This is a genomic window from Micromonospora sp. NBC_00389, assembly GCF_036059255.1.
Classification (GTDB): domain Bacteria; phylum Actinomycetota; class Actinomycetes; order Mycobacteriales; family Micromonosporaceae; genus Micromonospora.
On the sequence record NZ_CP107947.1, the window covers coordinates 3,208,925 to 3,230,577 of the forward strand.

The 21,653-nt window shown below is 70.0% G+C and carries 16 protein-coding genes; 11 read left to right on the forward strand and 5 right to left on the reverse strand.

The window, feature by feature from the left end; genetic code table 11:
- Positions 1-170 precede the first annotated feature (170 nt).
- Positions 171-1,379 carry a DUF349 domain-containing protein gene (locus OG470_RS15225; protein ID WP_328424793.1) on the reverse strand — a complete coding sequence of 403 codons (1,209 nt, stop codon included), beginning with the start codon at positions 1,377-1,379 and terminating at the stop codon, positions 171-173.
- Between the two features lie 150 nt (positions 1,380-1,529).
- On the opposite strand from OG470_RS15225, the gene OG470_RS15230 reads away from it, so the two are divergent.
- Genes OG470_RS15230 through dapF form a run of 3 tightly spaced genes read left to right on the forward strand, consistent with a single transcriptional unit; the run spans position 1,530 to position 4,085 of the window.
- Positions 1,530-2,297: a hypothetical protein gene (locus tag OG470_RS15230; protein WP_328424795.1), complete on the forward strand. Its 768-nt coding sequence runs from the start codon at positions 1,530-1,532 to the stop codon at positions 2,295-2,297.
- The gene (gene miaA, locus OG470_RS15235; protein ID WP_328424797.1) at positions 2,294-3,226 is read left to right on the forward strand and encodes a tRNA (adenosine(37)-N6)-dimethylallyltransferase MiaA; all 933 of its coding nucleotides are present in this window, start codon (positions 2,294-2,296) and stop codon (positions 3,224-3,226) included. The genes OG470_RS15230 and miaA overlap by 4 nt, the downstream gene beginning before the upstream one ends.
- 7 nt (positions 3,227-3,233) lie before the next feature.
- A complete protein-coding gene (gene dapF, locus OG470_RS15240; protein ID WP_328424799.1) occupies positions 3,234-4,085 on the forward strand; it encodes a diaminopimelate epimerase in 852 nt (283 codons plus the stop codon).
- 86 nt (positions 4,086-4,171) lie between these two features.
- Here dapF and OG470_RS15245 read toward each other — a convergent pair whose 3' ends face one another.
- Complete coding sequence (locus OG470_RS15245) at positions 4,172-5,638, reverse strand: NAD-dependent malic enzyme (protein WP_328424801.1); 1,467 nt, start codon at positions 5,636-5,638, stop codon at positions 4,172-4,174.
- A 184-nt stretch (positions 5,639-5,822) separates the two neighbouring features.
- On the opposite strand from OG470_RS15245, the gene hflX reads away from it, so the two are divergent.
- The gene (hflX, locus tag OG470_RS15250) at positions 5,823-7,277 is read left to right on the forward strand and encodes a GTPase HflX (protein ID WP_328424803.1); all 1,455 of its coding nucleotides are present in this window, start codon (positions 5,823-5,825) and stop codon (positions 7,275-7,277) included.
- 49 nt (positions 7,278-7,326) lie between these two features.
- Positions 7,327-9,003: a hypothetical protein gene (locus OG470_RS15255; protein WP_328424805.1), complete on the forward strand. Its 1,677-nt coding sequence runs from the start codon at positions 7,327-7,329 to the stop codon at positions 9,001-9,003.
- A 95-nt stretch (positions 9,004-9,098) separates the two neighbouring features.
- On the opposite strand, the gene lexA is transcribed toward OG470_RS15255, so the two are convergent.
- Positions 9,099-9,884 carry a transcriptional repressor LexA gene (gene lexA / locus OG470_RS15260; protein ID WP_074318043.1) on the reverse strand — a complete coding sequence of 262 codons (786 nt, stop codon included), beginning with the start codon at positions 9,882-9,884 and terminating at the stop codon, positions 9,099-9,101.
- A gap of 592 nt (positions 9,885-10,476) precedes the next feature.
- On the opposite strand from lexA, the gene nrdR reads away from it, so the two are divergent.
- From nrdR to OG470_RS15290, 6 genes are all read left to right on the forward strand, one after another.
- Positions 10,477-10,980, forward strand: a complete 504-nt coding sequence (nrdR, locus tag OG470_RS15265; RefSeq protein WP_328424809.1) for a transcriptional regulator NrdR — start codon at positions 10,477-10,479, stop codon at positions 10,978-10,980.
- Positions 10,981-11,042: 62 nt separating this feature from the next.
- Positions 11,043-13,934, forward strand: coding sequence for a vitamin B12-dependent ribonucleotide reductase (locus OG470_RS15270; RefSeq protein WP_328424811.1), 2,892 nt, complete (start codon positions 11,043-11,045; stop codon positions 13,932-13,934).
- Positions 13,935-14,114: 180 nt separating this feature from the next.
- Positions 14,115-15,506 (forward strand): hypothetical protein, encoded by a 1,392-nt coding sequence (locus OG470_RS15275; protein ID WP_328424813.1) that lies wholly within the window; start codon positions 14,115-14,117, stop codon positions 15,504-15,506.
- A complete protein-coding gene (locus tag OG470_RS15280; RefSeq protein WP_328424815.1) occupies positions 15,506-17,362 on the forward strand; it encodes a hypothetical protein in 1,857 nt (618 codons plus the stop codon). The genes OG470_RS15275 and OG470_RS15280 overlap by 1 nt, the downstream gene beginning before the upstream one ends.
- The gene (locus OG470_RS15285; RefSeq protein ID WP_328424817.1) at positions 17,355-19,580 is read left to right on the forward strand and encodes a hypothetical protein; all 2,226 of its coding nucleotides are present in this window, start codon (positions 17,355-17,357) and stop codon (positions 19,578-19,580) included. The genes OG470_RS15280 and OG470_RS15285 overlap by 8 nt, the downstream gene beginning before the upstream one ends.
- On the forward strand, positions 19,577-20,146 hold the full coding sequence (locus OG470_RS15290; protein ID WP_328424819.1) for a hypothetical protein: 570 nt from the start codon (positions 19,577-19,579) through the stop codon (positions 20,144-20,146). The genes OG470_RS15285 and OG470_RS15290 overlap by 4 nt, the downstream gene beginning before the upstream one ends.
- Here the strand turns inward: OG470_RS15290 and OG470_RS15295 are convergent.
- Both OG470_RS15295 and OG470_RS15300 read right to left on the reverse strand, forming a co-directional pair.
- Positions 20,110-20,799: an SDR family NAD(P)-dependent oxidoreductase gene (locus tag OG470_RS15295; protein WP_328424821.1), complete on the reverse strand. Its 690-nt coding sequence runs from the start codon at positions 20,797-20,799 to the stop codon at positions 20,110-20,112. The two genes, OG470_RS15290 and OG470_RS15295, sit on opposite strands and share 37 nt — an antisense overlap.
- Positions 20,796-21,527: a class I SAM-dependent methyltransferase gene (locus OG470_RS15300; protein ID WP_328424823.1), complete on the reverse strand. Its 732-nt coding sequence runs from the start codon at positions 21,525-21,527 to the stop codon at positions 20,796-20,798. Before OG470_RS15300 ends, OG470_RS15295 begins: the two co-directional genes overlap by 4 nt.
- Positions 21,528-21,653: the final 126 nt, after the last annotated feature.

A 21,653-nucleotide genomic window follows, 5' to 3' on the forward strand; every position in this document is an offset into this window, starting at 1 on the left:
CCTGCCCGCGGCGCGCGTACCCCGCATGATCGTGCTCGATCCTGGTTGTAGTGGTCTCGCTCCGATCCTGATGCCACTACTTCCTGGATCGAGCACGATCAGGGCGCGGGGCGCGGACGTGCGGAAGCCCCGGTCCCCTAGCGGGGCCGGGGCTTCCGGAACGCGTCAGCTCAGCCGGCCTGCTCGGCGAGCTGGAGGAACTGCCGCTTGGCGGCGAGGGCCTGCTCGGCCTCCTTGATCCGGCGGGCATCCCCGGCGCTCTGCGCCCGGGCCAGCCGGTCCTCCGCCTCCGCCACCTGCGCCCGCATCTGGGCGAGCAGCGGGTTGTCCTCCTTGGTGGTCCGGCGCCACGCCGAGTCCATCACCTCGCGGACCTTGTCGTCGATGACGCGCAGCCGGCGCTCCAGCCCGGAGGCGGCCTCCCGGGGAACCCGGCCGGCCTCGTGCCACTGGGCCTGGATCTCCCGCAGCTTGGCCTGGGCGCCCTTCGGGTCACCGTCGATGTCCAGTGCCTCGGCCTCGGCCAGCAGGGCCTGCTTGCGCTCCAGGTTGCCGCGCTGCTCGTTGTCCCGGGCGGAGAAGACCTCACTGCGCCGGCTGAAGAAGGAGTCCTGTGCGGCCCGGAACCGTTCCCAGAGCTTCTGCTCGGCCTCCTTGGAGGCGCGCGGCGCGGCCTTCCACTGGGTCATCAGCTCCTTGAGCTGGTTGGCGGTGGCCGCCCACTCCGTGGAGTCGCCGAGCTTCTCCGCTTCGGCGACCAGCTCCTCCTTGGCCGTCTGCGCCTGCTTGCGCTGCGCGTCCAGGGAGGCGAAGTGGGCGCCCCGGCGGCGGGTGAAGCCGTCTCGGGCGGCGGCGAACCGCTTCCACAGCTCACCGTCGGCCTTCTTGTCGACCCCGCGAATGGACTTCCACTCGTCGAGGATCTCCTTGAGCCGGTCCCCGGCGGTCTTCCAGCCGGTGGACTCGGCGGCGAGCTTCTCGGCCTCTTCGACCAGCGCGGTCTTGCGGGCCAGGGCCTCGACGCGAGCGGCGTCCCGGGCAGCGCGCGCCTCGCCGGCCTTCTCCTCGGCGAGGGTGGCCAGCTTGTCCAGCCGCGCGGCCAGCGCGTCGATGTCGCCGACCACGTGGGCTTCGGGCAGCGAGGCGCGGATCCGCCGGATCGTGCTCAGCGAGTGCCCGGCATCCGCCGCGCCCGAGTTGAGCCGCGCCTCAGTCAGGTCCACCTCGGTCACCAGGTCGGCGAAGCGGCGTGCGAAGTGCGCCAGGCCCTCCTCAGGTGCTCCCGCCTGCCAGGATCCGACCACCCGCTCGCCCTCGGTGGTCTTGACGTACACGGTGCCGTCCGCGTCCACCCGTCCGAAGGCAGTCCAGTCGCTCATGTGCCCATCCTCGTTCTCCCGGCGTCGAGGGAACTGGCCCCCGTCGCCGCCACGGCGCAGTCAAGTTGCTTCCGGCATTGTCACAGGTCCGACCCCGTCCGCGTCGAGCGCCTATCGCCGACCGTGACCATACGGTGTCCTAGCGCCCGAATGACCGGATCGGCGCGGAGACGCACCGAGCATTCCCGCTACGGTGAACGAGTGCCACTGGTCGCCGCCGCAGTCTGCCCCCATCCGCCCCTGCTCGTGCCCGAGGTGGCGGCCGCCGCCGCACCGGAACTGGACGACCTGCGGGCGGCCTGTGACATCGCCGTACGCGGCCTTTTGACCACCGACCCGGACGCCGTGGTGCTCCTCGGCGCCGGCCCGGCCACCGGCCCGATCCTGCCCCCGGCCACCGGCTCCCTGCAGCCCTGGGGCGTCGACCTGGACGTGCCGCTGACTCCCGGCCAGCCCGACCGGGGCGCGGTCCTGCCGCTGAGCCTGACCATCGGCGCATGGCTGCTGGCCCGGCACCGTGTGCGGCCGCCGGTGACCGCCGTGCAGGTGGCCGCCGACGCCGGCCCCGCCGAGCTGGCCGCGCTCGCCGACCAGATCAGCGCCGTCGGCGCCCGGGTGGCGCTGCTGGTGCTCGGGGACGGGTCGGCCTGCCGGGGGGAGAAGTCTCCCGGGTACGACGACCCGCGCGCCCGCCCGTACGACCAGCGGGTCGCCACGGCCCTGGCCGGGGCGGACCTGGACGTCCTGCTTGACCTCGACCCCGGCCTGTCCGCGGAGCTGAAGGCCGCCGGCCGGGCGCCCTGGCAGGTGCTCGCCGGCGCGGCCCGGTCGGCGGGGCGCCGGTGGCGGGGCGAGCTGCTGCACGACGCCGCCCCCTACGGTGTCGCCTACTTCGTGGCGTCCTGGGAGCCCGCGTGACCCGCGACGGGGTTCGCCCGGTCGGCACGGTCGTCGCGGTGGTCGGCCCGACCGCGGCGGGCAAGTCGGCGCTGAGCATCGCGTTGGCGCACGCCCTGGACGGGGAGGTGGTCAACGCCGACTCGATGCAGCTCTACCGGGGCATGGACATCGGCACCGCCAAGCTGACCCCCGCCGAGCGGGACGGGGTGCCGCACCACCTGCTGGACGTCTGGGAGGTCACCGAGCCGGCCAGCGTCGCGGAGTACCAGCGACTGGCCCGTGCCGCGGTGGACGACATCCTGTCCCGGGGCCGGGTGCCGCTGCTGGTCGGCGGCTCAGGGCTGTACGTGCGGGCCGTGCTGGAGCACTTCGACTTCCCGGGCACCGACCCGGCGCTGCGTGAGCGGCTGGAACGGGAGCTGGCCGAGGTCGGCCCGGCGCCGCTGTACGCGCGGCTGCGCGCCGCCGACCCGGCCGCCGCCGAGGGCATCCTGCCCGGCAACGGCCGGCGGATCGTCCGGGCACTGGAGGTGATCGAGCTCACCGGTGCGCCGTTCGCCGCGTCACTGCCCGAGCCGACGCCGTACTACCCGTCGGTGCAGCTCGGGGTCGACCTGGACACCGGGCTGCTGGACGAGCGGATCGCCCTGCGGGTCGACCGGATGTGGGCCGACGGCCTGGTCGCCGAGACCCGCGAGCTGGTCGGGCGGGGGCTGCCCGAGGGGCGGACGGCCAGCCGGGCCCTCGGCTACCAGCAGGTGCTGCGCCTTTTCGCCGGTGAGCTGACCGAGGCGCAGGCGCACGAGGAGACGGTCCGGGCGACCCGGCGGTTCGTCCGCCGCCAGCGTTCCTGGTTCCGGCGCGACCCGCGGATCCACTGGCTGGACTCGGCAACGCCGGACCTGATCGAGGCCGCCCTGCGCCTGGTGCCCGCCGCTGCGCGATGATGGAGACGTGGAGTTCACCAAGGGCCACGGCACCGGCAACGACTTCGTCCTCCTTCCCGACCCGGACGGTCAGCTCGATCTGACCCCGGAGTTGGTCGCGGCACTCTGCGACCGACGGCGGGGCATCGGCGCGGACGGGGTGCTGCGGGTGGTCCGCGCGGCCAAGCATCCCGACGGCGCCGGGCAGGCCGGTGAGGCCGAGTGGTTCATGGACTACTGGAACGCCGACGGCTCGTTCGCCGAGATGTGCGGCAATGGCGCCCGGGTTTTCGTCCGCTACCTGATCGACACCGGGCTGGCCACGCCTGCGGGTGCGGCGCTGCCGGTGGCCACCCGCGCCGGCCTGGTACGCGCGCTGGTCGAGGGGGACACCGTCGCCGTCGAGATGCGCCGTCCCCGGCTGCACGCCGGCTCGGCGGCCACCTTGGGCGGGCTGACCCTGCCCGGCACCGCCGTGGACGTCGGCAACCCGCACCTGGTCTGTGTCCTGCCGGCTGCCCTGGACCTGTCCGCGCTGGACCTCAAGACCGCGCCCGGGTACGACCCGGAGGTCTTCCCGGCCGGGGTGAACGTGGAGTTCATCGTGGCGGGCGAGCCGGTCGACGGCACTGACGAGCACACCCTGATGCGGGTGTACGAGCGCGGCAGCGCGGAGACCCTCTCCTGCGGCACCGGCGCCTGCGCGGTGGCCGCCGTGGCCCTGCGCGACGGCGGCCGGGACGCCGGGGTGGTCGCGGTGGACGTCCTCGGTGGCCGCGTCACGGTCACCGTGACGGACGATTCCTGCTGGCTCTCCGGCCCTGCCGTCCTGGTGGCCACCGGAGAGGTCGACCTCGCCGCGTTGCCCGGGGCCGCCTGACCCTGCCCTCTGTTGATCAAGAGGTTTGCGTCACCAGCGAGGCGCTGAATGACGCAAACCTCTTGATCAACAGGGGTTGGGAAGGGTCAGGGGGTGGCGGAGGCGTTGGCGGCGATCTCGGGGAGGTCGGCGGGGCCGGGGTCGGCGGCCGGCAGCGGGCTGGGGTTGTGGGCGGCGGCGCGCACGGCGGCGGCGACCGCCGGGGCGACCCGGGGGTCGAAGACGCTCGGCACGATCACCGTCGGGTTGATCTTTTCCTCGCCGACCACGTCGGCGATGGCCCGGGCGGCCGCGATCGCCATCTCCTCGGTGAACTCCTCGGCGTGCGCGTCGAGCATGCCGCGGAAGACACCCGGGAAGGCGAGCACGTTGTTGATCTGGTTCGGCTGGTCCGAGCGGCCGGTGGCGACCACCGCGGCGTACTTGCGCGCCTCCCGCGGGTCGACCTCCGGGTCCGGGTTGGCGAGCGCGAAGACGATCGAGTCCTTGGCCATTCCGGCGATGTCGTCGCCGGTCAGCAGGTTCGGCGCGCTCACCCCGATGAACACGTCGGCACCCTGGATCGCGCCCGGCAGATCGCCGGAGTAGTTCTCCTTGTTGGTGTTCTCCGCCAGCCACTGCCAGGCCGAGTTGAGCCCGGTCTGCCCGCGGTGCAGGGCGCCCTCCCGGTCGTACGCGATGATGTCGCCGACGCCCTGGCGCAGCAGCAGCTTCATGATCGCGGTGCCGGCCGCGCCGGCGCCGGAGACCACCACCCGGACGTCCGCGAGCTGCTTGCCCACCACCCGCAGCGCGTTGGTCAGCGCGGCCAGCACGCAGATCGCGGTGCCGTGCTGGTCGTCGTGGAAGACCGGGATGTCCAGCAGCTCCCGCAGCCGGGCCTCGATCTCGAAGCAGCGCGGCGCGGCGATGTCCTCCAGGTTGATCCCGCCGTACGCCGGCGCGATCGCCTTGACGATGGCCACGATCTCGTCGGTGTCCTGGGTGTCCAGCACCACCGGCCAGGCGTCCACCCCGCCGAAGCGCTTGAACAGCGCCGCCTTGCCCTCCATCACCGGCAGCGACGCGGCCGGCCCGAGGTTGCCCAGGCCGAGCACCGCGGAGCCGTCGCTGACCACCGCGACGGTGTTGCGCTTGATGGTCAGCCGGCGGGCGTCCGCCGGGTTCTCGGCGATCGCCATGCAGACCCGGGCAACCCCCGGGGTGTACGCCCGGGACAGCTCGTCACGGTTGCGCAGCGCGACCTTCGAGGTCACTTCGATCTTGCCGCCCAGGTGCAGCAGGAATGTCCGGTCCGACACCTTGCGCACGTCGACGCCGTCCAGCGCGGTCAGCGCGTCGACCACCTGGTCGGCGTGGCTCGCGTCGGCGGTGTCACAGGTCAGGTCGACGATCACGTGGGTCGGGTCCGAGTCCACCACGTCCAACGCCGTGACGATCGCCCCGGCTTCGCCGACCGACGTGGTGAGCCGGCCGATCGAGGAGGCGTCCGCGGTTACGGCGATCCGGATGGTGATTGAAAATCCGGCGCTCGGCAGTCGGGTGATGGCCACGGGATCCCTCCGTCACGGCTGGGCGGCCGCTCGGCCGCCGCCCCGCATTTCTACCGGGTTGTCGAGGTCGACCGGCATTCGCCCCCACTTTTGGTGACCCCTGGGGTGGGCATATAGCAGGTGCGCTCAGCGTTGCGTCATGTCAGGATTACTTTCTACTTATCAAAACGGACAGGAGACCCGCTTGCGAGACCAGGAGAGCTTCGTCCCCGTCGAGGACGAGTTCGACGACGTCACCACTGGCGAGATGGAGCTGTCGGAGCGGCAGTCGCTGCGACGCGTACCGGGCCTCTCCACCGAGCTCACCGACGTCACCGAGGTGGAATACCGGCAGCTGCGGCTGGAGCGGGTCGTCCTGGTGGGTGTCTGGACCGAGGGCACGGTGACCGACGCGGAGAATTCGCTGACCGAGCTGGCCGCGCTGGCCGAGACCGCTGGTTCGCAGGTGCTCGAAGGGTTGATCCAGCGCCGCACCCGACCCGACCCGGCCACCTACATCGGTCGCGGCAAGGTTGAGGATCTCGGCGCGGTGGTGTTGTCCAGCGGTGCCGACACGGTGATCTGTGACGGCGAGTTGTCCCCGTCCCAGCTGCGCAACCTGGAGCAGCGCACCAAGGTCAAGGTGGTCGACCGGACGGCGCTGATCCTTGACATCTTCGCCCAGCACGCCAAGAGCAAGGAAGGCAAGGCGCAGGTCGAGCTGGCCCAGCTCGAATACCTGCTGCCGCGACTGCGCGGTTGGGGCGAGACGCTCTCCCGGCAGACCGGTGGTAGCGGTCGCGGCGGTGGCGCCGGCGGCGGCGTGGGTCTGCGTGGTCCCGGTGAGACCAAGCTGGAGACCGACCGGCGTCGGATCCGTACCCGCATCTCCCGGCTGCGCCGCGAGATCAAGGGCATGAAGACGGTACGCCAGACCAAGCGTGCGCGGCGTTCCCGTAACGCCGTCCCCGCGGTGGCCATCGCCGGCTACACCAACGCCGGCAAGTCCAGCCTGCTCAACCGGCTGACCGGTGCGGGCGTGCTGGTGGAGAACGCGCTGTTCGCCACCCTGGACCCGACGACCCGTAAGGCCACCGCCTCCGACGGGCGGCTCTACACCCTCTCCGACACGGTCGGTTTCGTCCGGCACCTGCCGCACCAGATCGTCGAGGCGTTCCGCTCGACGCTGGAGGAGGTCGCCGAGTCGGATCTGGTGGTGCACGTCGTCGACGGCACCCACCCGGATCCGGAGGAGCAGGTTCGGGCGGTCCACGAGGTGCTCGCCGAGGTGGGCGCGGACCGGCTTCCCGAGCTGCTGGTGGTCAACAAGACCGACTCGGCCGACGAGGACACGCTGCTGCGGCTCAAGCGGCTCTGGCCGGACGCGATCTTCGTCTCCGCGCACTCCGGGTGGGGCATTGACGGGCTGCGCGAGGCGATCGAGGAGCGGTTGCCGCGCCCGGCTGTGGAGGTCCGCGCTGTGCTGCCGTACGACCGGGGTGACCTGGTGGCGCGGGTGCACCGCACGGGCGAGGTGCTCAGCACGTCACACCTGCCGGAGGGCACGCTGCTGCACGTCCGGGTCGGTGCGGCGCTCGCCGCTGAGCTGGCGCCGTTCGATGTCGAGCGGCAGGGTCAGGCGGCTGGCGCCCGGGCCTGAGCGTCCACGCGTCATCCAACAGAAACGCGTGGCATGCGACACTGGCCGAATGCGCCGCGTTGTTTCCTCGGTCACGGTTGCCCTCGGCCTGCTTGGGGCAACCGTGGCGCTCGCCGGAGTCGCCGCTGCGGCACCCGCTCCCGGGTCGTCCGAGCAGCCTGCCGTCACGCCTGGTAAGAAGCGTTGCACGATCGTCGACGAGCGGCTCCGGGAGCTGTCCGGGTTGGTGGCCACCAAGAGCGGCTACATCGTCATCAACGACGGCACCGACAACGCGGCACGCAAGCGGGTCTTCTTCCTGGACAGTAAGTGCAAGATCTCGAAGGAGCCGGTCCGGTACTCGGGGCAGGGTCCGTTCGACACCGAGGACCTCGCCCTCTCCAAGGACGGCGCGACCCTCTGGATCGCCGACATCGGCGACAACGCCACCTCGAAGGAGCGCCGTACCCGGATCGCGCTCTGGTCGATGCCGGTCACCGGCGCCAAGCAGCCGGTGTTGCACCGGCTCTCCTACCCCGAGGGTAAGCCGCACGACGCCGAGGCGCTGATCATCGGCGACGACGGCAAACCTTTGATCATCACGAAGGTGACCAGCGGCAAGGCCGAGATCTACACGCCGGCAGCGGCGTTGAAGAACGGTGACACCGACCCGGTGCCGATGCGCAAGGTCGGCGACATCTCACTGCCTCGGACAGAGACCGAGAACCCGCTCAACACGTTCGGTCGGGTCGCGATCACGGGCGCGGCGCGGTCGCCGGACGGCGCGCGGGTGGTCCTGCGCACCTACGCGGACGCCTTCGAGTTCGACGTGACCGGCGGTGACATCGTCGGTGCGCTCACCACCGAGAAGCCCCGGGTCACGCCGCTCGCCGACCCGTTCGGTGAGGCCATCACCTACACCCTGGACGGCAAGACCTTCCTCACCGTCTCCGACGGTCAGCAGTTCACCGAGGACGACACGGTCGACATCCTCAGCTATACGCCGTCCACCTCGACGGCGGCGCCGCTGGCGGCCGCCGGTGGCGCCAAACCGGCCGCCTCGAAGTCCTGGATCGACGGGCTGAGCTTCGACGACATCACCTACCTGGTCGGCGCGGTCGGGCTGGTCGGTCTGCTGCTGGTCGGTGCCGGCATCATCGGCATCCTTCGTGCCCGCCGCCGGCCGCCGGCCGCCGACGCGACTGACCGCTCTGATCCGGACGGCGCTCCCGTCGACCGGCGCGGCGGCCGTGCCGACGACGGTTTCCCGGCGGCCGGTGACCGCTCAGGCGGTGTCTACGGCGGCGGCGCGCCGGCTGGCGGCGCGGTCTACGGCGGAGGTCGTGGTGGTCCGGGCCCGGCGGGTGGTCCGGCCCCGGCAGGTGGCGCGGTGTACGGCGGTGGCCGTCCGGCGGCTGCCGATGGTGGCTACGGCCCGGCCCGGCCCGGCGGCGGAGGAGCCGGTGGTGTCTACGGCGGCGGTCGTCCCCCTGCGGGTGGCGGTGGCCGGCCGGCGGGTGGCGGTGGCGGTCGTCCCCCTGCGGGCGGCGGCGGTCGTCCCGGCGGTGGCGTGTACGGCGGCGGTGGCCAGCCTGGCGGCGGTCGTGCGGAGCCGCCCCGGCGTGGTGGTCAGGAGCCCGACTACCGGGGCCAGCGGCCCGGCCGTCGGCGTGACGAGGAAGTGCCCGGTGACCCGTACGGGCAGTATCCCGGTGGCGGTCGTGGCCACCGGGGCGACCGTTACTGACGCCTCGGATCAGGGCTGTGCGTGCGACGGCCGATCGATCGAACCGTCGTCGGGTCAGCGCGGGTGAGTGCTGTCGGCACTCACCCGCGGACCGGTCAGATCCGACGTAGCACCGCCACGACCCGGCCCATGATGGTGGCGTCGTCACCGGGGATCGGGTCGAAGGCCGGGTTCTGCGGCATCAGCCAGACGTGCCCGTCGCGCCGCCGGTAGGTCTTCACCGTCGCCTCGCCATCGAGCATGGCTGCCACGATCTCGCCCGAGTCGGCGGTCGGCTGCTGCCGGACGACCACCCAGTCGCCGTCGCAGATCGCCGCGTCGAGCATCGAGTCACCCTTGACCTGGAGCATGAAGACCTCGCCCTCGCCCACCAGCTCGCGGGGGAGGGGGAAGATGTCCTCCACTGCCTGCTCGGCGAGGATCGGCCCACCGGCGGCGATCCGGCCCAGCATCGGCACGTACGCCGGAGTTGGCCGCTGTGCCCGGCTCAGCTCGTCGTCGATGGCCTCGCTGGGGGCGCGGACGTCCACCGCGCGCGGCCGGTTGGGGTCGCGGCGCAGGAAGCCCTTCTTCTCCAGCTCCTTGAGCTGGTAGGCGACGCTGGACGGCGACACCAGGCCGACCGCCTCGCCGATCTCCCGGACGCTTGGCGGGTAGCCGTGCCGCTCCACCCAGTTGCGGATGAACTCCAGGATGCGGCGCTGGCGGGCGGTCAGGTCGACCGTCGCCGGGTCGGGGAAGGTGCTGACCACCGGAGTGACCGGGCGCACGGCGGGCTGGCCCGTCCGGCTGCGCGCGGCGCTGCGGCGTCGGGTGGCCGGTGGGCCCGCCTCGGTGATCTGCTGCGGGCTCTTCGGCCGGCTGGCCCGGTCCTCGGTCACGTCCGTCCTCCCTGGTCGGCGCTGGGTGCCTCGTCGGCTCGTGGTGCGTGCGGTGGTGCCACGACGGTGCTGAGGGTGGTGCGTCGCCGGGTGTGCTGAAGATCCATCACGCCCGGTTGTTCCTGACCGTATAGGTGAGATCGGTCATTTTCAAACATCTGTACGACCTCTCACCGGCGTGTCGGGGTGAAAAACGGCTCCGGTCGTACGGATGTTCTGATAAATGGTACGTCGGGTAGCACGGGTGTTCGATCGTCGGCCGTTTTCCGGGCCGCTTCGGCCTGCCGGCCGGTAACTCGCGCGGCGCCCCGACGTTGGGTCTTCCGGCGGGGCGTTGGGGTGCCGATGACCGGATGGTCCGTGACGCGCCGGACATGCCAGCCAACTTGACCCGGGTTCGCCCGCGACATACGGTCAACCCCTAGATGTAGTAGTGACATGGGCGTAAGTTGCCTACAGGTTGGGTCCGACTACCGACCGCACTCCCGTAGGGTTGCTCACGGCGGGGGCCATCTGAGGGTGGCGCCGTGGCGGTGAGCCATGTCCGGGGGTGCCCGGTGCGACCGAGTTGATCATGATTAGGAGGTAGGCGATGCGGTGTCCGTACTGCCGGCACGCTGACTCCCGGGTGGTCGACTCGCGGGAGGCCGACGACGGCCAGCTCATCCGACGGCGACGGTCCTGCCCGGAGTGCGGCAAGCGGTTCACCACCGTCGAGGAGGCGGTCCTCGCGGTCGTCAAGCGCAGCGGGGTGACCGAGCCGTTCAGCCGTACGAAGATCATCGGCGGGGTGCGCAAGGCGTGCCAGGGTCGGCCGGTCGACGAGGACTCGATCGCGCTGCTGGCCCAGAAGGTCGAGGAGACCGTACGGGCCAAGGGCGCGGCCGAGATCCCCAGCCACGACGTGGGGCTGGCCATCCTGGGCCCTCTGCGGGACCTGGACGAGGTGGCGTACCTGCGGTTCGCCAGCGTCTACCGGTCCTTCGACTCGCTCGCCGACTTCGAGCAGGAGATCGAGACATTGCGGGCCGCCGCCCGCGCCCGGGAGGGCGCGGTGGAGGCCGGGGCGGCGGGGACCGCCGGCCGTACCAATTGAGGTTTGTGTTGCTGACAGGTGGACGCGCGGCGGGTGACCGCGTGGACGAGGGGGCGGATGAGATGTCGGGGGATGGTGTGACGACAAGCAGGTCACGGAGCAAGGCCAGCGCGAGCGCCGGGCTGAAGATCGAGCGCGTGTGGACGACCGAGGGGGTCCACCCGTACGACGAGATCGCCTGGGAGCGCCGCGACGTCGTGATGACGAACTGGCGGGACGGCTCGATCAACTTCGAGCAGCGCGGGGTGGAGTTCCCGGAGTCGTGGAGCGTCAACGCGGCCAACATCGTGACCACGAAGTACTTCCGGGGCGCGGTGGGCACCCCGGAGCGGGAGTGGTCGCTCAAGCAGTTGATCGACCGGGTGGTCAGCACCTACCGCACCGCGGGTGAGGAGTACGGCTACTTCGCCAGCCCGGCCGACGCCGAGATCTTCGGGCACGAGCTGACCTGGATGCTGCTGCACCAGGTGTTCAGCTTCAACTCGCCGGTCTGGTTCAACGTCGGCACGCCGTCGCCGCAGCAGGTCAGCGCCTGCTTCATCCTGGCCGTCGACGATTCGATGGACTCGATCCTCGACTGGTACAAGGAGGAGGGGCTGATCTTCAAGGGCGGCTCCGGCTCCGGCGTCAACCTGTCGCGGATCCGCTCCTCCCGGGAGCTGCTCTCCTCCGGTGGCACCGCCTCCGGCCCGGTCAGCTTCATGCGCGGTGCGGACGCCTCCGCCGGCACCATCAAGTCCGGCGGCGCGACCCGGCGGGCGGCCAAGATGGTCATCCTCGACGTGGACCACCCGGACATCGAAGAGTTCGTGGTCACCAAGGCGCGCGAGGAGAACAAGATCCGCGCCCTGCGCGACGCCGGGTTCGACATGGACCTCGGCGGCGCCGACATCGTCAGCGTGCAGTACCAGAACGCCAACAACTCGGTCCGGGTCTCCGACGAGTTCATGTCGGCGGTGCAGAACGGCGGCGGCTTCGACCTGCGCGGCCGGCTGGACGGCGCGGTGATCGACACCGTCGACGCCAAGAAGCTGTTCCGCACCATCGCCCAGGCCGCCTGGGAGTGTGCCGACCCCGGCCTGCAGTACGACGACACCATCAACGACTGGCACACCTGCCCGGAGACCGGCCGGATCACCGCGTCGAACCCGTGCTCGGAGTACCTGCACCTGGACAACTCCTCGTGCAACCTGGCCTCGCTCAACCTGATGAAGTTCCTCCGCGCCGACGGTGGCTTCGAGGTGGAGAAGTTCGTCAAGTCGATCGAGATGGTCATCACCGCCATGGACATCTCGATCTGCTTCGCCGACTTCCCCACCGAGAAGATCGGTGAGACCACCCGCGCCTACCGGCAGCTCGGCATCGGCTACGCCAACCTGGGCGCCCTGCTGATGGCCACTGGCCTGCCGTACGACTCGGAGCAGGGCCGTTCGGTCGCCGCGGCGATCACCTCGCTGATGAACGGCACCGCGTACCGCCGCTCGGCCGAGCTGGCCGGCATCGTGGGCCCGTACGACGGCTACGCCCGCAACGCCGAGCCGCACAAGCGGGTCATGCGCAAGCACGCCGCCGCCAACGACGAGATCAAGCCCACCAGCACGGTGGCCACCGCGATCGTCCGCGAGGCGACCAAGCAGTGGACCCAGGGCAACAAGATCGGTGACAAGAACGGCTGGCGCAACTCGCAGGCCAGCGTCCTCGCGCCGACCGGCACCATCGGCCTGATGATGGACTGCGACACCACCGGCGTCGAGCCGGACCTGGCGCTGGTCAAGTTCAAGAAGCTGGTCGGCGGCGGCTCGATGCAGATCGTCAACCAGACCGTGCCGCGCGCCCTGCGTAGCCTCGGCTACCCCGAGGAGCAGGTCGAGGCGATCGTCGAGCACATCGCCGACCACGGCCACGTGGTGGACGCCCCCGGCCTCAAGCCGGAGCACTACCCGGTCTTCGACTGCGCGATGGGTGAGCGGTCGATCGCCCCGATGGGCCACGTGCGGATGATGGCAGCCGTCCAGCCGTTCATCTCCGGCGCCATCTCCAAGACGGTCAACATGCCCGAGCAGGCCACCGTCGAGGACGTCGAGAAGATCTACTTCGAGGGCTGGAAGCTCGGCCTCAAGGCGCTGGCGATCTACCGGGACAACTGCAAGGTCGGCCAGCCGCTCTCGGTGGCCAAGCCGAACAAGACCACCGCCCCGGCCGCCGTCGAGGCCGCCAAGGCCGCGCCGGTCGTCGAGAAGGTCGTCGAGTACCGGCCGGTGCGCAAGCGTCTGCCGAAGAAGCGCCCGTCCGAGACGGTCTCCTTCTCCGTCGGCGGTGCCGAGGGCTACCTCACCGCGTCGTCCTACCCGGACGACGGCCTCGGTGAGGTCTTCCTCAAGATGTCCAAGCAGGGCTCCACCCTGGCCGGTGTGATGGACGCCTTCTCGGTGGCCATCAGCATCGGGCTGCAGTACGGCGTGCCGCTGGAGACGTTCGTCAGCAAGTTCACCAACATGCGCTTCGAGCCGGCCGGCATGACCGACGATCCGGACGTGCGCATGGCGGCGTCGGTGATGGACTACATCTTCCGTCGCCTGGCGCTGGACTTCCTGCCCTACGAGCGCCGGGCCGAGCTGGGCATCTTCACGGCCAGCGAGCGGGCCGCCCAGTTGCGGGCCGAGGCTGAGGCGGAGAGCGCCGCGGTGACCGGTGCGGAGCTCACCGCGATGGCGTCCTCGGCGCCGGTGGAGGCCCCGGCCAAGCCGGAGCCCGTCGCCCAGCCGGCCCAGGAACTCGCCGAGGTGGCCGCCGCCAAGCCGGCCCCGAACGTGGGTTCCAGCACCGAGTTGCTGGAGGCCGTGATCGGCAAGGCCGCCGACGCGCCGCTCTGCTTCACCTGCGGTACGAAGATGCGCCCCGCCGGTAGCTGCTACGTCTGCGAGGGCTGCGGCTCCACCAGCGGCTGCAGCTGAGACTGACCATTCTCGGCGTGTCCCCTCCAGGGGCACCTTGAGATCGAAGAGTCATCGGCGAGTCTGACCAAAGGGATGTCCCCCGGACGCTACCGTCCGGGGGACTTTCCGTTGCTCAGGACGCGGACACGACCTGGGTTCGGCAGGCAACGACACCTGACCGAAGGAGGACCCGATCCCGTGCCGCACACCATCAAGGTCAACGAACCCATCGAGTACGACCCAGCCCTCGTGGCCGCCGTGCTCGGCGAGGACGCCCTGCCCATCGACGTGACCGACCGCGCCCTCGCGCCGTTCATCACCGTCAACGGCCGCATCCACACCCCGACCAGCAACTTCCTGCGCCACCACTGCACCATCCGGCCGAACCTCGCCACCGCCCGCCGCCTCGCCTCCGACCTCGCCGGCTGGCTCGACTACCTCTGCAACACCCGCGGCCTGCACCCCTACGAGGACCGCCGCGACCCCGCCCTCACCGCGACCGAGGACCACTTCGCCGCCTACTACCGCCAGCGCCAGTACGGCACCGACGACAAGGCCCGGTTCACCTCCGGCGGCTGGGCGCACGCCGCGTCCGCGATCAAACGCTTCTACGAGTACGCCCAGCGCCACTACCAGCACCTACCCCCATTCGAGATCATCACGGTCACCCGGCGAGATGGCGGCACGGGCACCACGATCGCCAAGTACCAACCTCGCCGCCGCAACACCGGCTCGGCCGGCATCCCGATCACGCCCGAGTTTGCCCAGTACCTGCTCATGGGTGCGCTCCGCACTGACCTCGACGGCAACCAGGTCCCTTACCTCGGCGCCGACCGCGACCACGCGCTTTTCGCGCTCGGCCTGGCCACCGGCGTCCGCCGCAACAACCTCGCCAACATCACTGTCTACGAGATTCCACCGGCGAGCAGGCTCCCGCTCACCACGATGCGGGTCGCCGACCACATCACCAAGGGCGACGCTGGTGGCGACGCTCTCGTGTTCACCCACCACCTCGCCGCGGTCCGGGAGTACCTCGACGGCGCACGCGCCGACCTGGTCGCCCGCACGACCTACCGCCCGGCTCGGCCGCTGCACATCGAATCCGCCGACTCCACCACGGTCCGCTACCGGACCCCCGACGATCCCGACACGGTCGCGAGCAAGCGATGGACCGACGCGGACGCGGACTTCCGCCGCCGACTCGTCACGCCCGAGGGCGCAAGCCCGGTTGTCTTCCTCAACGAGTACACCGGCGAGCCGCTCGCCTACCGCAGCCTCCAGCACGCCATCGAAACCGCGCGCACATTCGTACGCGAACGCATCGACCGCGACTTCCCGGAGAACTACAGGATCCACGACCTCCGCCACACCTACGCCGTTCATCTCACCGTCGCGATCTACCGAGGCGTCGTCGCGGACATCGTTGAAAAGCAACGGCGCGACGACTGGACGGTCGACCACATCGCCGCCGCCGTCGAACTCGTCAAGTTCTCCCTTGGCCACGCCAGCGAACAATCCACTCGCCTCTACACCCAAACCGCACACCGATTCCTCGGAATCCCGGTCGACCACTTCGTCGGACGGTTCTGATGGCACACGCAACCCGCGGCCACCGCAGCGGCACCTACGAAATCGAGCGCATCAACAAGGTCGACAAGCGACGACTGTCCATCACCTTCCAACACGCCGCCGCCTACCAGCCACAAGTTGTCACGCTGCACGTCGACCACACCCCGGCCGCCGAGCAGATGCTGCAAGCCATGGCCGACTCGATCAAGGTCGGCGACAACGGAGACGCAGACTCCGCGTGGGAGTCCTCGGAGACTCTGCGACAGGCGAGATGGCAGGCAACGACGATGCTCAACCGTCTGGCTGAGCGCGGATTCGATACATTCGCCGATGCGCGGCTCGACGTTGCCACGCTCAGGTGGCTCTACGAGCCTATGCACAGCAATACAAAAAGGTCGGCTTGCTGGCTCTTGGCCCGTGCCGTTCGGGATAACCACCCGAACGGTGTGGCCATTAGCCGGGCATTGAAGAACAGCCGCTTCCAGGTCGAGGAATCCACGCCGTTCATCTACGACGACGCAGTCAGCGACGCCATCGAGGCAGCGGCCAAGGCCGTCTACACCGAATACTTCACTGCTCAGCGGGAGATCTTCGAGCGGCTCGGGTACGACGTTACCGGCCGCGAGTGGCTCCGCGTTCCGGCCCAGGAACTCATCGACTGGGCGGTACGCGCACAGCCCGACGTCTCCCGGCCCGGCGCTCCGCAGCCGTCACTTGTCGCGTCGTACGAGCAGCAGATCGCTTGGGCACTGACCCACCCGCGCATGTTCGGCTACATCAAGTACAACCGGACCAGTCCGCTCCGCGGACCGCAGATCAAGGCAATCGGCCGCGCGCTCTACCCGGACAACATCCTGATCACCGCCGCGCTGATCCTGCACTGCCTCGGCGAGAACAGCGGATTCAACGCCTCCGTCCTGCTGCAGAAGGACGCCGACACCCTCACCTTCCTGGGTAGCGACCACGCCCTCGAACACAACGTCAAAGCCCGCAACCACTCCGAGGACACCCGGCCCACCCGCCTGACCTCCATCTACACCTCGGGCGGGGTCGTCGAGACGATGACCGGCCTCACCCGGTTCGCACGACACTCACGACGCGACCTCATAACCCCTGCAGGCACCCTCGCAGCCGTCGTCGACCGCCTCTACGTCGAACACGCTTCCGAACCCGTCGAAGCCCAGGTCATCAACGAGTTTCGGCGCATCAACGCCTGGAAGTCACCGATCTTCGACAAGCACTGGGACGGAGCCACAGCCGGCCCTCGCAGCGACGTTTCCCTCCGGCTGTCGGCGCTGCGCTACGTCGCCCAGCGCCGGGCAATGGGAGAGGGCCTCACCGCGGACGTCCACGGCCACACGCCGAGTACGAAACTGCACTACACCGCGCACGTGCTGCCCGACCACGTCTTCAACAAGCACGCCACCGCGGCACAGAACGCCTTCCACGACGACGCCGTCGCCGGGTTCACCGTCGTCGCCGACGCCACCGAAGGCCCGGCCGCCGACCTGGCCGCCGTCGACCCTGACGAGATCATGGACGTCGAGATCGGCGTATGCACCTCCGGCGGCAACGCGCCGGACGGCTCCGGAAGGCGCTGCGACCTCGGCATGGTCGCCTGCTTCACCTGCCCCAACGGCTACCGCACCATCGACCATGTCCCGGGCTTGCTCGCCGCCGTCGAACTCGGCGACATCATCGAGCGCAACGACCCCGTCGAATGGGAGCACGGGCAAGCCTCCCACCTGCGGTTCTACTCCCAAGCCTGTCTCGACAAGTTCCCGCCAATGGTCGTCGGCAACATCAAACGATCGACCGACCTCGTCCCCCACATCCTGACCGTCACCGGCATGTACATGGAGATGCGCCATGGCTGAGGTCGTACCACTCTTTCCGATCGACTGGGGCCGCAGCGCCAGTCTGCTGTTTCGCGACGACGAACGACTCAACGACCTGATCCCCGGCGGCGAGGACCTCGACCAGACCGTGCTGTTCAGCGACGACGTTTGGGACCTCGCCGGCCACCGGACCTGGAAGGACAAGGCCGGCGCGATGACGCGCATCCCCTTCACGGGGATCGAGGAACGTTGGCGCGACGCCGCCAAGGAGATGGTCCTGCTGCAGATGAACCCAGCCCTGGCCGTCGACCGCGCCGACAACCCGATGGCCCAAACCTGGCCCAACGTCCAGGAACCGATCCTGCCCGTCACCGCGCAGGGCAACATCAAGATGCTCAGCCACGGCCTGGCGATCATCGATCAGCAGCACATCACCCGGTTCGACAGCGACGACTGGGCACGGCTGGTTGTCCTGCTGGTCCAGCCCCGCAGCGTCAAAGAGAAACAGGCTGGCAGCACCCTCTCCAACGCCACCGGCCGGGGCCGGGCCCAGCAACTCATCACCCTCTGGCAGATCACCCAGATCGGCGGCCGCCCCGGGCTGCTGGGCGACGCACCGCCGTTCGACGGCCGCGAGACGGTCGAACTGTTCGGAGGCCGCACCAAGCGCAACGCGATCCGCCCGCACGAAGGCGTCGGACACGCCCTGGGCTTCGTGGCCTGGATCTTCGACCACATAGCCGAGGAGATCGTCTCCCACATCGAGTGGTGGGCTCAGAACACCAGCGCCGAGCCGCCGCTGAGCCGCCAGGATACCTTCGAGGCCATGCTGGACCTCACCGCCCGCATCGCCCAGGAGAACAACGGCAAGGTTCCCGGTTCCCGCAACGCCAACGGCGGACTCACCCTGGCCCATGCACCCCTGGCCCGGCTGCTCGGCGTTTACGACGCCGACGAGGCATACCTGGCTGGGCGGTGGACCATGTCGCAACTGCGCGACACCGTCCAACTGTCGACCACGGTCAGCCCGTGCCCTCTGCCGGCCTCGGAACTCCCCACCCGCACCGGCGGCCTGACCTCCTGGACCGAACGGCTGATCGCCTCGAAGGAGAGCCTCGACGCCTGGCAGCGACGCCTCGTCTACTACGCGATGTACTACCTTGCCGCCACCGTCATGCTGCGGGACAGCCAGTTGGCTGTCCTGCCGTTCGACCCGCTGCGCACCCAGGAGTTCACCAGGCCGGACGGCAGCACCTACATCAAGCACACCCTGTCGGCCTACAAGACCAAGAACCGGCACGCCGACGTCCCCACCACCGTCGTGGTCAACGGCCGCGTGGCCCGCATCGTCGCCTTGCTCCACCGGTTGCAACAGGCCCTTGGCTACGAACCCCGCCGCAGCGACGCCACCGGAGTGCCCTACCTGTTCGACCAGCTCCTCGCCACGCCGCTGGGTAAGCGCCATCACGGCATGGCCCGCGACGGCCTCTACCTCGACCTCGGCTTTCTCAAGATCCTCAAAGAAGGAGCGCAGGAACTCTTCGACCGCGGTATCACCAAGCGGTCCCTGGAGGACGTCGACATCTCGATGCGTCATGTCCGGATCACGAGCGCGCAGGCATACGCCGTCCGTGAGCACGGCCAGGCCCTCGCCGCCGCGTTCGGCCAGTGGGACACCGCGGCCGTCGCTCGCGGCTACGTCGGCGACGTCTACAAACTGATCACACCGATCGACCCCGACGAGGCGGCCGATCTCGTCCAGCAGGACGCCGGCCGCCGCGTACACCGAGCCTTCACCCACCGCTCCACGCTGACCGGCAAGGGGCTGGCTCGCCTCGACCAGACCATCGAGGCCAACCGGCCCGCGCTGTCCAATCCGCAGCCGCTGACTCCCGCCCGCCTCAAGACGCTGGGCAAACGCAACCGCAACATCGAGCAAGGCCCCCTGACGCTCTGCCTCTACCAGGCCGAAGGGGCGCTCTGCGGCGGCAAGGGCAAGCCCGATTTCCGGCTCTGCCTGCCCGGCCAGTGCCGCAACTCGGTCATGAGCCGCGCCGATCGAGCCCGCTACGAACTGATGCGCCGCCAGCACCTCGCACTCAAGTCCGACGTCCTACGCCGCGCTGCGGACAAGATGCACGAAGCCAATCCCGACATCGCCGCAGAGTTCGCCGACACGACCGACGACGAGTTGTACGAAAGCATCACCGAGCACATCGACGAGTACATCCGAGCCGCACTGGAGGATCGGGCATGACCAGCGACGACATCGCGGCCCTGGTCCGCGTCGCCGCCCGCATCGAGCGCGGCGAAGAACTGACCAGCGACCTCATGGGCCAGGAGGACGTGCCCGTCGCCCTGCGCCTGGTCATCGCCGCGGTGACCCTCGCCGCCGCGGACATGCCGGTCAACAAGAAGTCGATCACCACAATCGCCCCCGCGGCGCGGTCGGCGACCTACCGCGACCACGCCGACCTACTCGACCAGGCGAAGACGGTTGTCCCAGCTCTCGTTCAGGCGCAACTTGGCCTAGCCGGAACCAAGGTGTCCGCGGCTGACCTCGCACGGCAACTCGAAGCCGCCCACGCGACCATCGAAAAGGAACGTCGCCTTCGCGAGGATGCCGAGGAGCGGCTCAAGCACGTCGCCGCGTACGCCCGCGAGCTGCATTGGCAACTCAAGCCGGAATACGAAGCCCGGCTGCGGGAGCGAGAGGAGAAGGTCCGCTACCTCCACCTCGTGCCCGGCGGCCCGGAGGAAGGCGAGCCGGAGATCGGCCAGGAGGTTCACCAGCGGAGGTCAGCGCCCTCCAAGGAGAGGTAGCGCGGCGACGTGGTGTCGGAGCTGTCCAGCAGTTGACCGAGCCGGACGGCGGCCTCGTGGGGCGAAGTGTCCGCGTCGCCCCTTCCCATGGCGGTGGTGAGGCTGCCCGGATGGACAGCCCAGCACCGTACGCGCCCGGCAAGTTCCTGAGCGAGGGCAACCGTCAGCATGTTCTGTGCGGCCTCGGAGATGCGGTAGGCGTAGCTGGTCCGCCAGCCGGCGAAGTCGCCCGCGGCCTGCGCGGCCAGCGAACCGAGCCGGGACGATACGTTGATGATCAGCGGTGCGGGCGCGGCCAGCAGCATCGGCAGCAGGGCCTGAGTCAGGCGCATCGGGCCCGCGACGTTGACGTCAACGGCGTCCAGGATCATCCGCGGGTCGCAGTCCTCCAGCGGGCGGGCTGGCGCTCCGGTGCCGGCGTTGTTGACCAGCACATCGACCGGCCGTCCGCGGACAGCGGCCACGAGGGCCTCGTTTACCGGGGCCCGGACGTCCTGCAGAACAGGTTCAACGCCGGCACGCTTGATCGCCATGGCAGCGGACTCTGTGCGGACGCAGGCCACGACGTCCCAGCCCTGGCCGGCGAGATGCTCGGTCAGGGCCGCGCCCAGCCCTCGGCTGCTGCCGGTGACCACTGCCAGCCGGGTGGTCACCGGAGAACCAGCAGGTCGAGGGCATCGACGACCGGGCCGGACTCTGTCTGTGCGGCCTCCTGCAGGCGGGCGACGCCCGCGGCGTACGCGTCGTCGCTGATCAGCTGCAGCGGGGTGTGTGCCTCGCGCCGCAGGCCGGCGGCGGCGTCGGCCACCGACGGGGCGGTCACCTGCGGGACCGGTTCGCAGCCGGTGGTCGTGAATCCGGCGGTGGCGAACGCCACCTCGACGTCGGGAATGCTCGGGTAGCGGTCGAGCACGACGACGGCTTCCGGGAACCAGTGGAACAGGTTGATCGCTTCGTGCCGGCCGGCGAACGCGGAGCGGATCAGCACCGGCGCGCCCGGCTTCAACACTCGCCGGATCTCGCGGGCGGCAGCTTCCAGGTCGGGAACGTGGTGGATCACCGTGGAGAGCCAGACCCCGTCGAGGCTTGCGTTCGGGAACGGGATGTCGTCGGCGGCACCGGCCGCGACTAGCTGAAAAACCGCGCGCTCGCGCATCGCCGCCGACGGCTCGACCGCCAGGACGTCGATACCGGGCCACCAGGTGTGGAATGCCCGCGCCCAACTGCCGGTGCCGCATCCGAGGTCGAGCAGGCGCGCCCCGGGACAGGGCTCGAAGTGCCGGCCGATCGCCGCACGCCAGGTAGCGAGGTCATCATCCCGCAGGTGCCGGGTCTCCTCGAACGCCGCTGCGTCCACATTGTCGTACGCGATGAGAGCCATGCGCCGACCCAACCCGGCCGACCGCACGGTGAGCAAGAGGGAGTGCACCGGTTCACATCGATCGAAGTCTCCGGGCACATGAAGACGCAGGCGACTTCGCACGTCAACGATGGGCTGGCACGCACT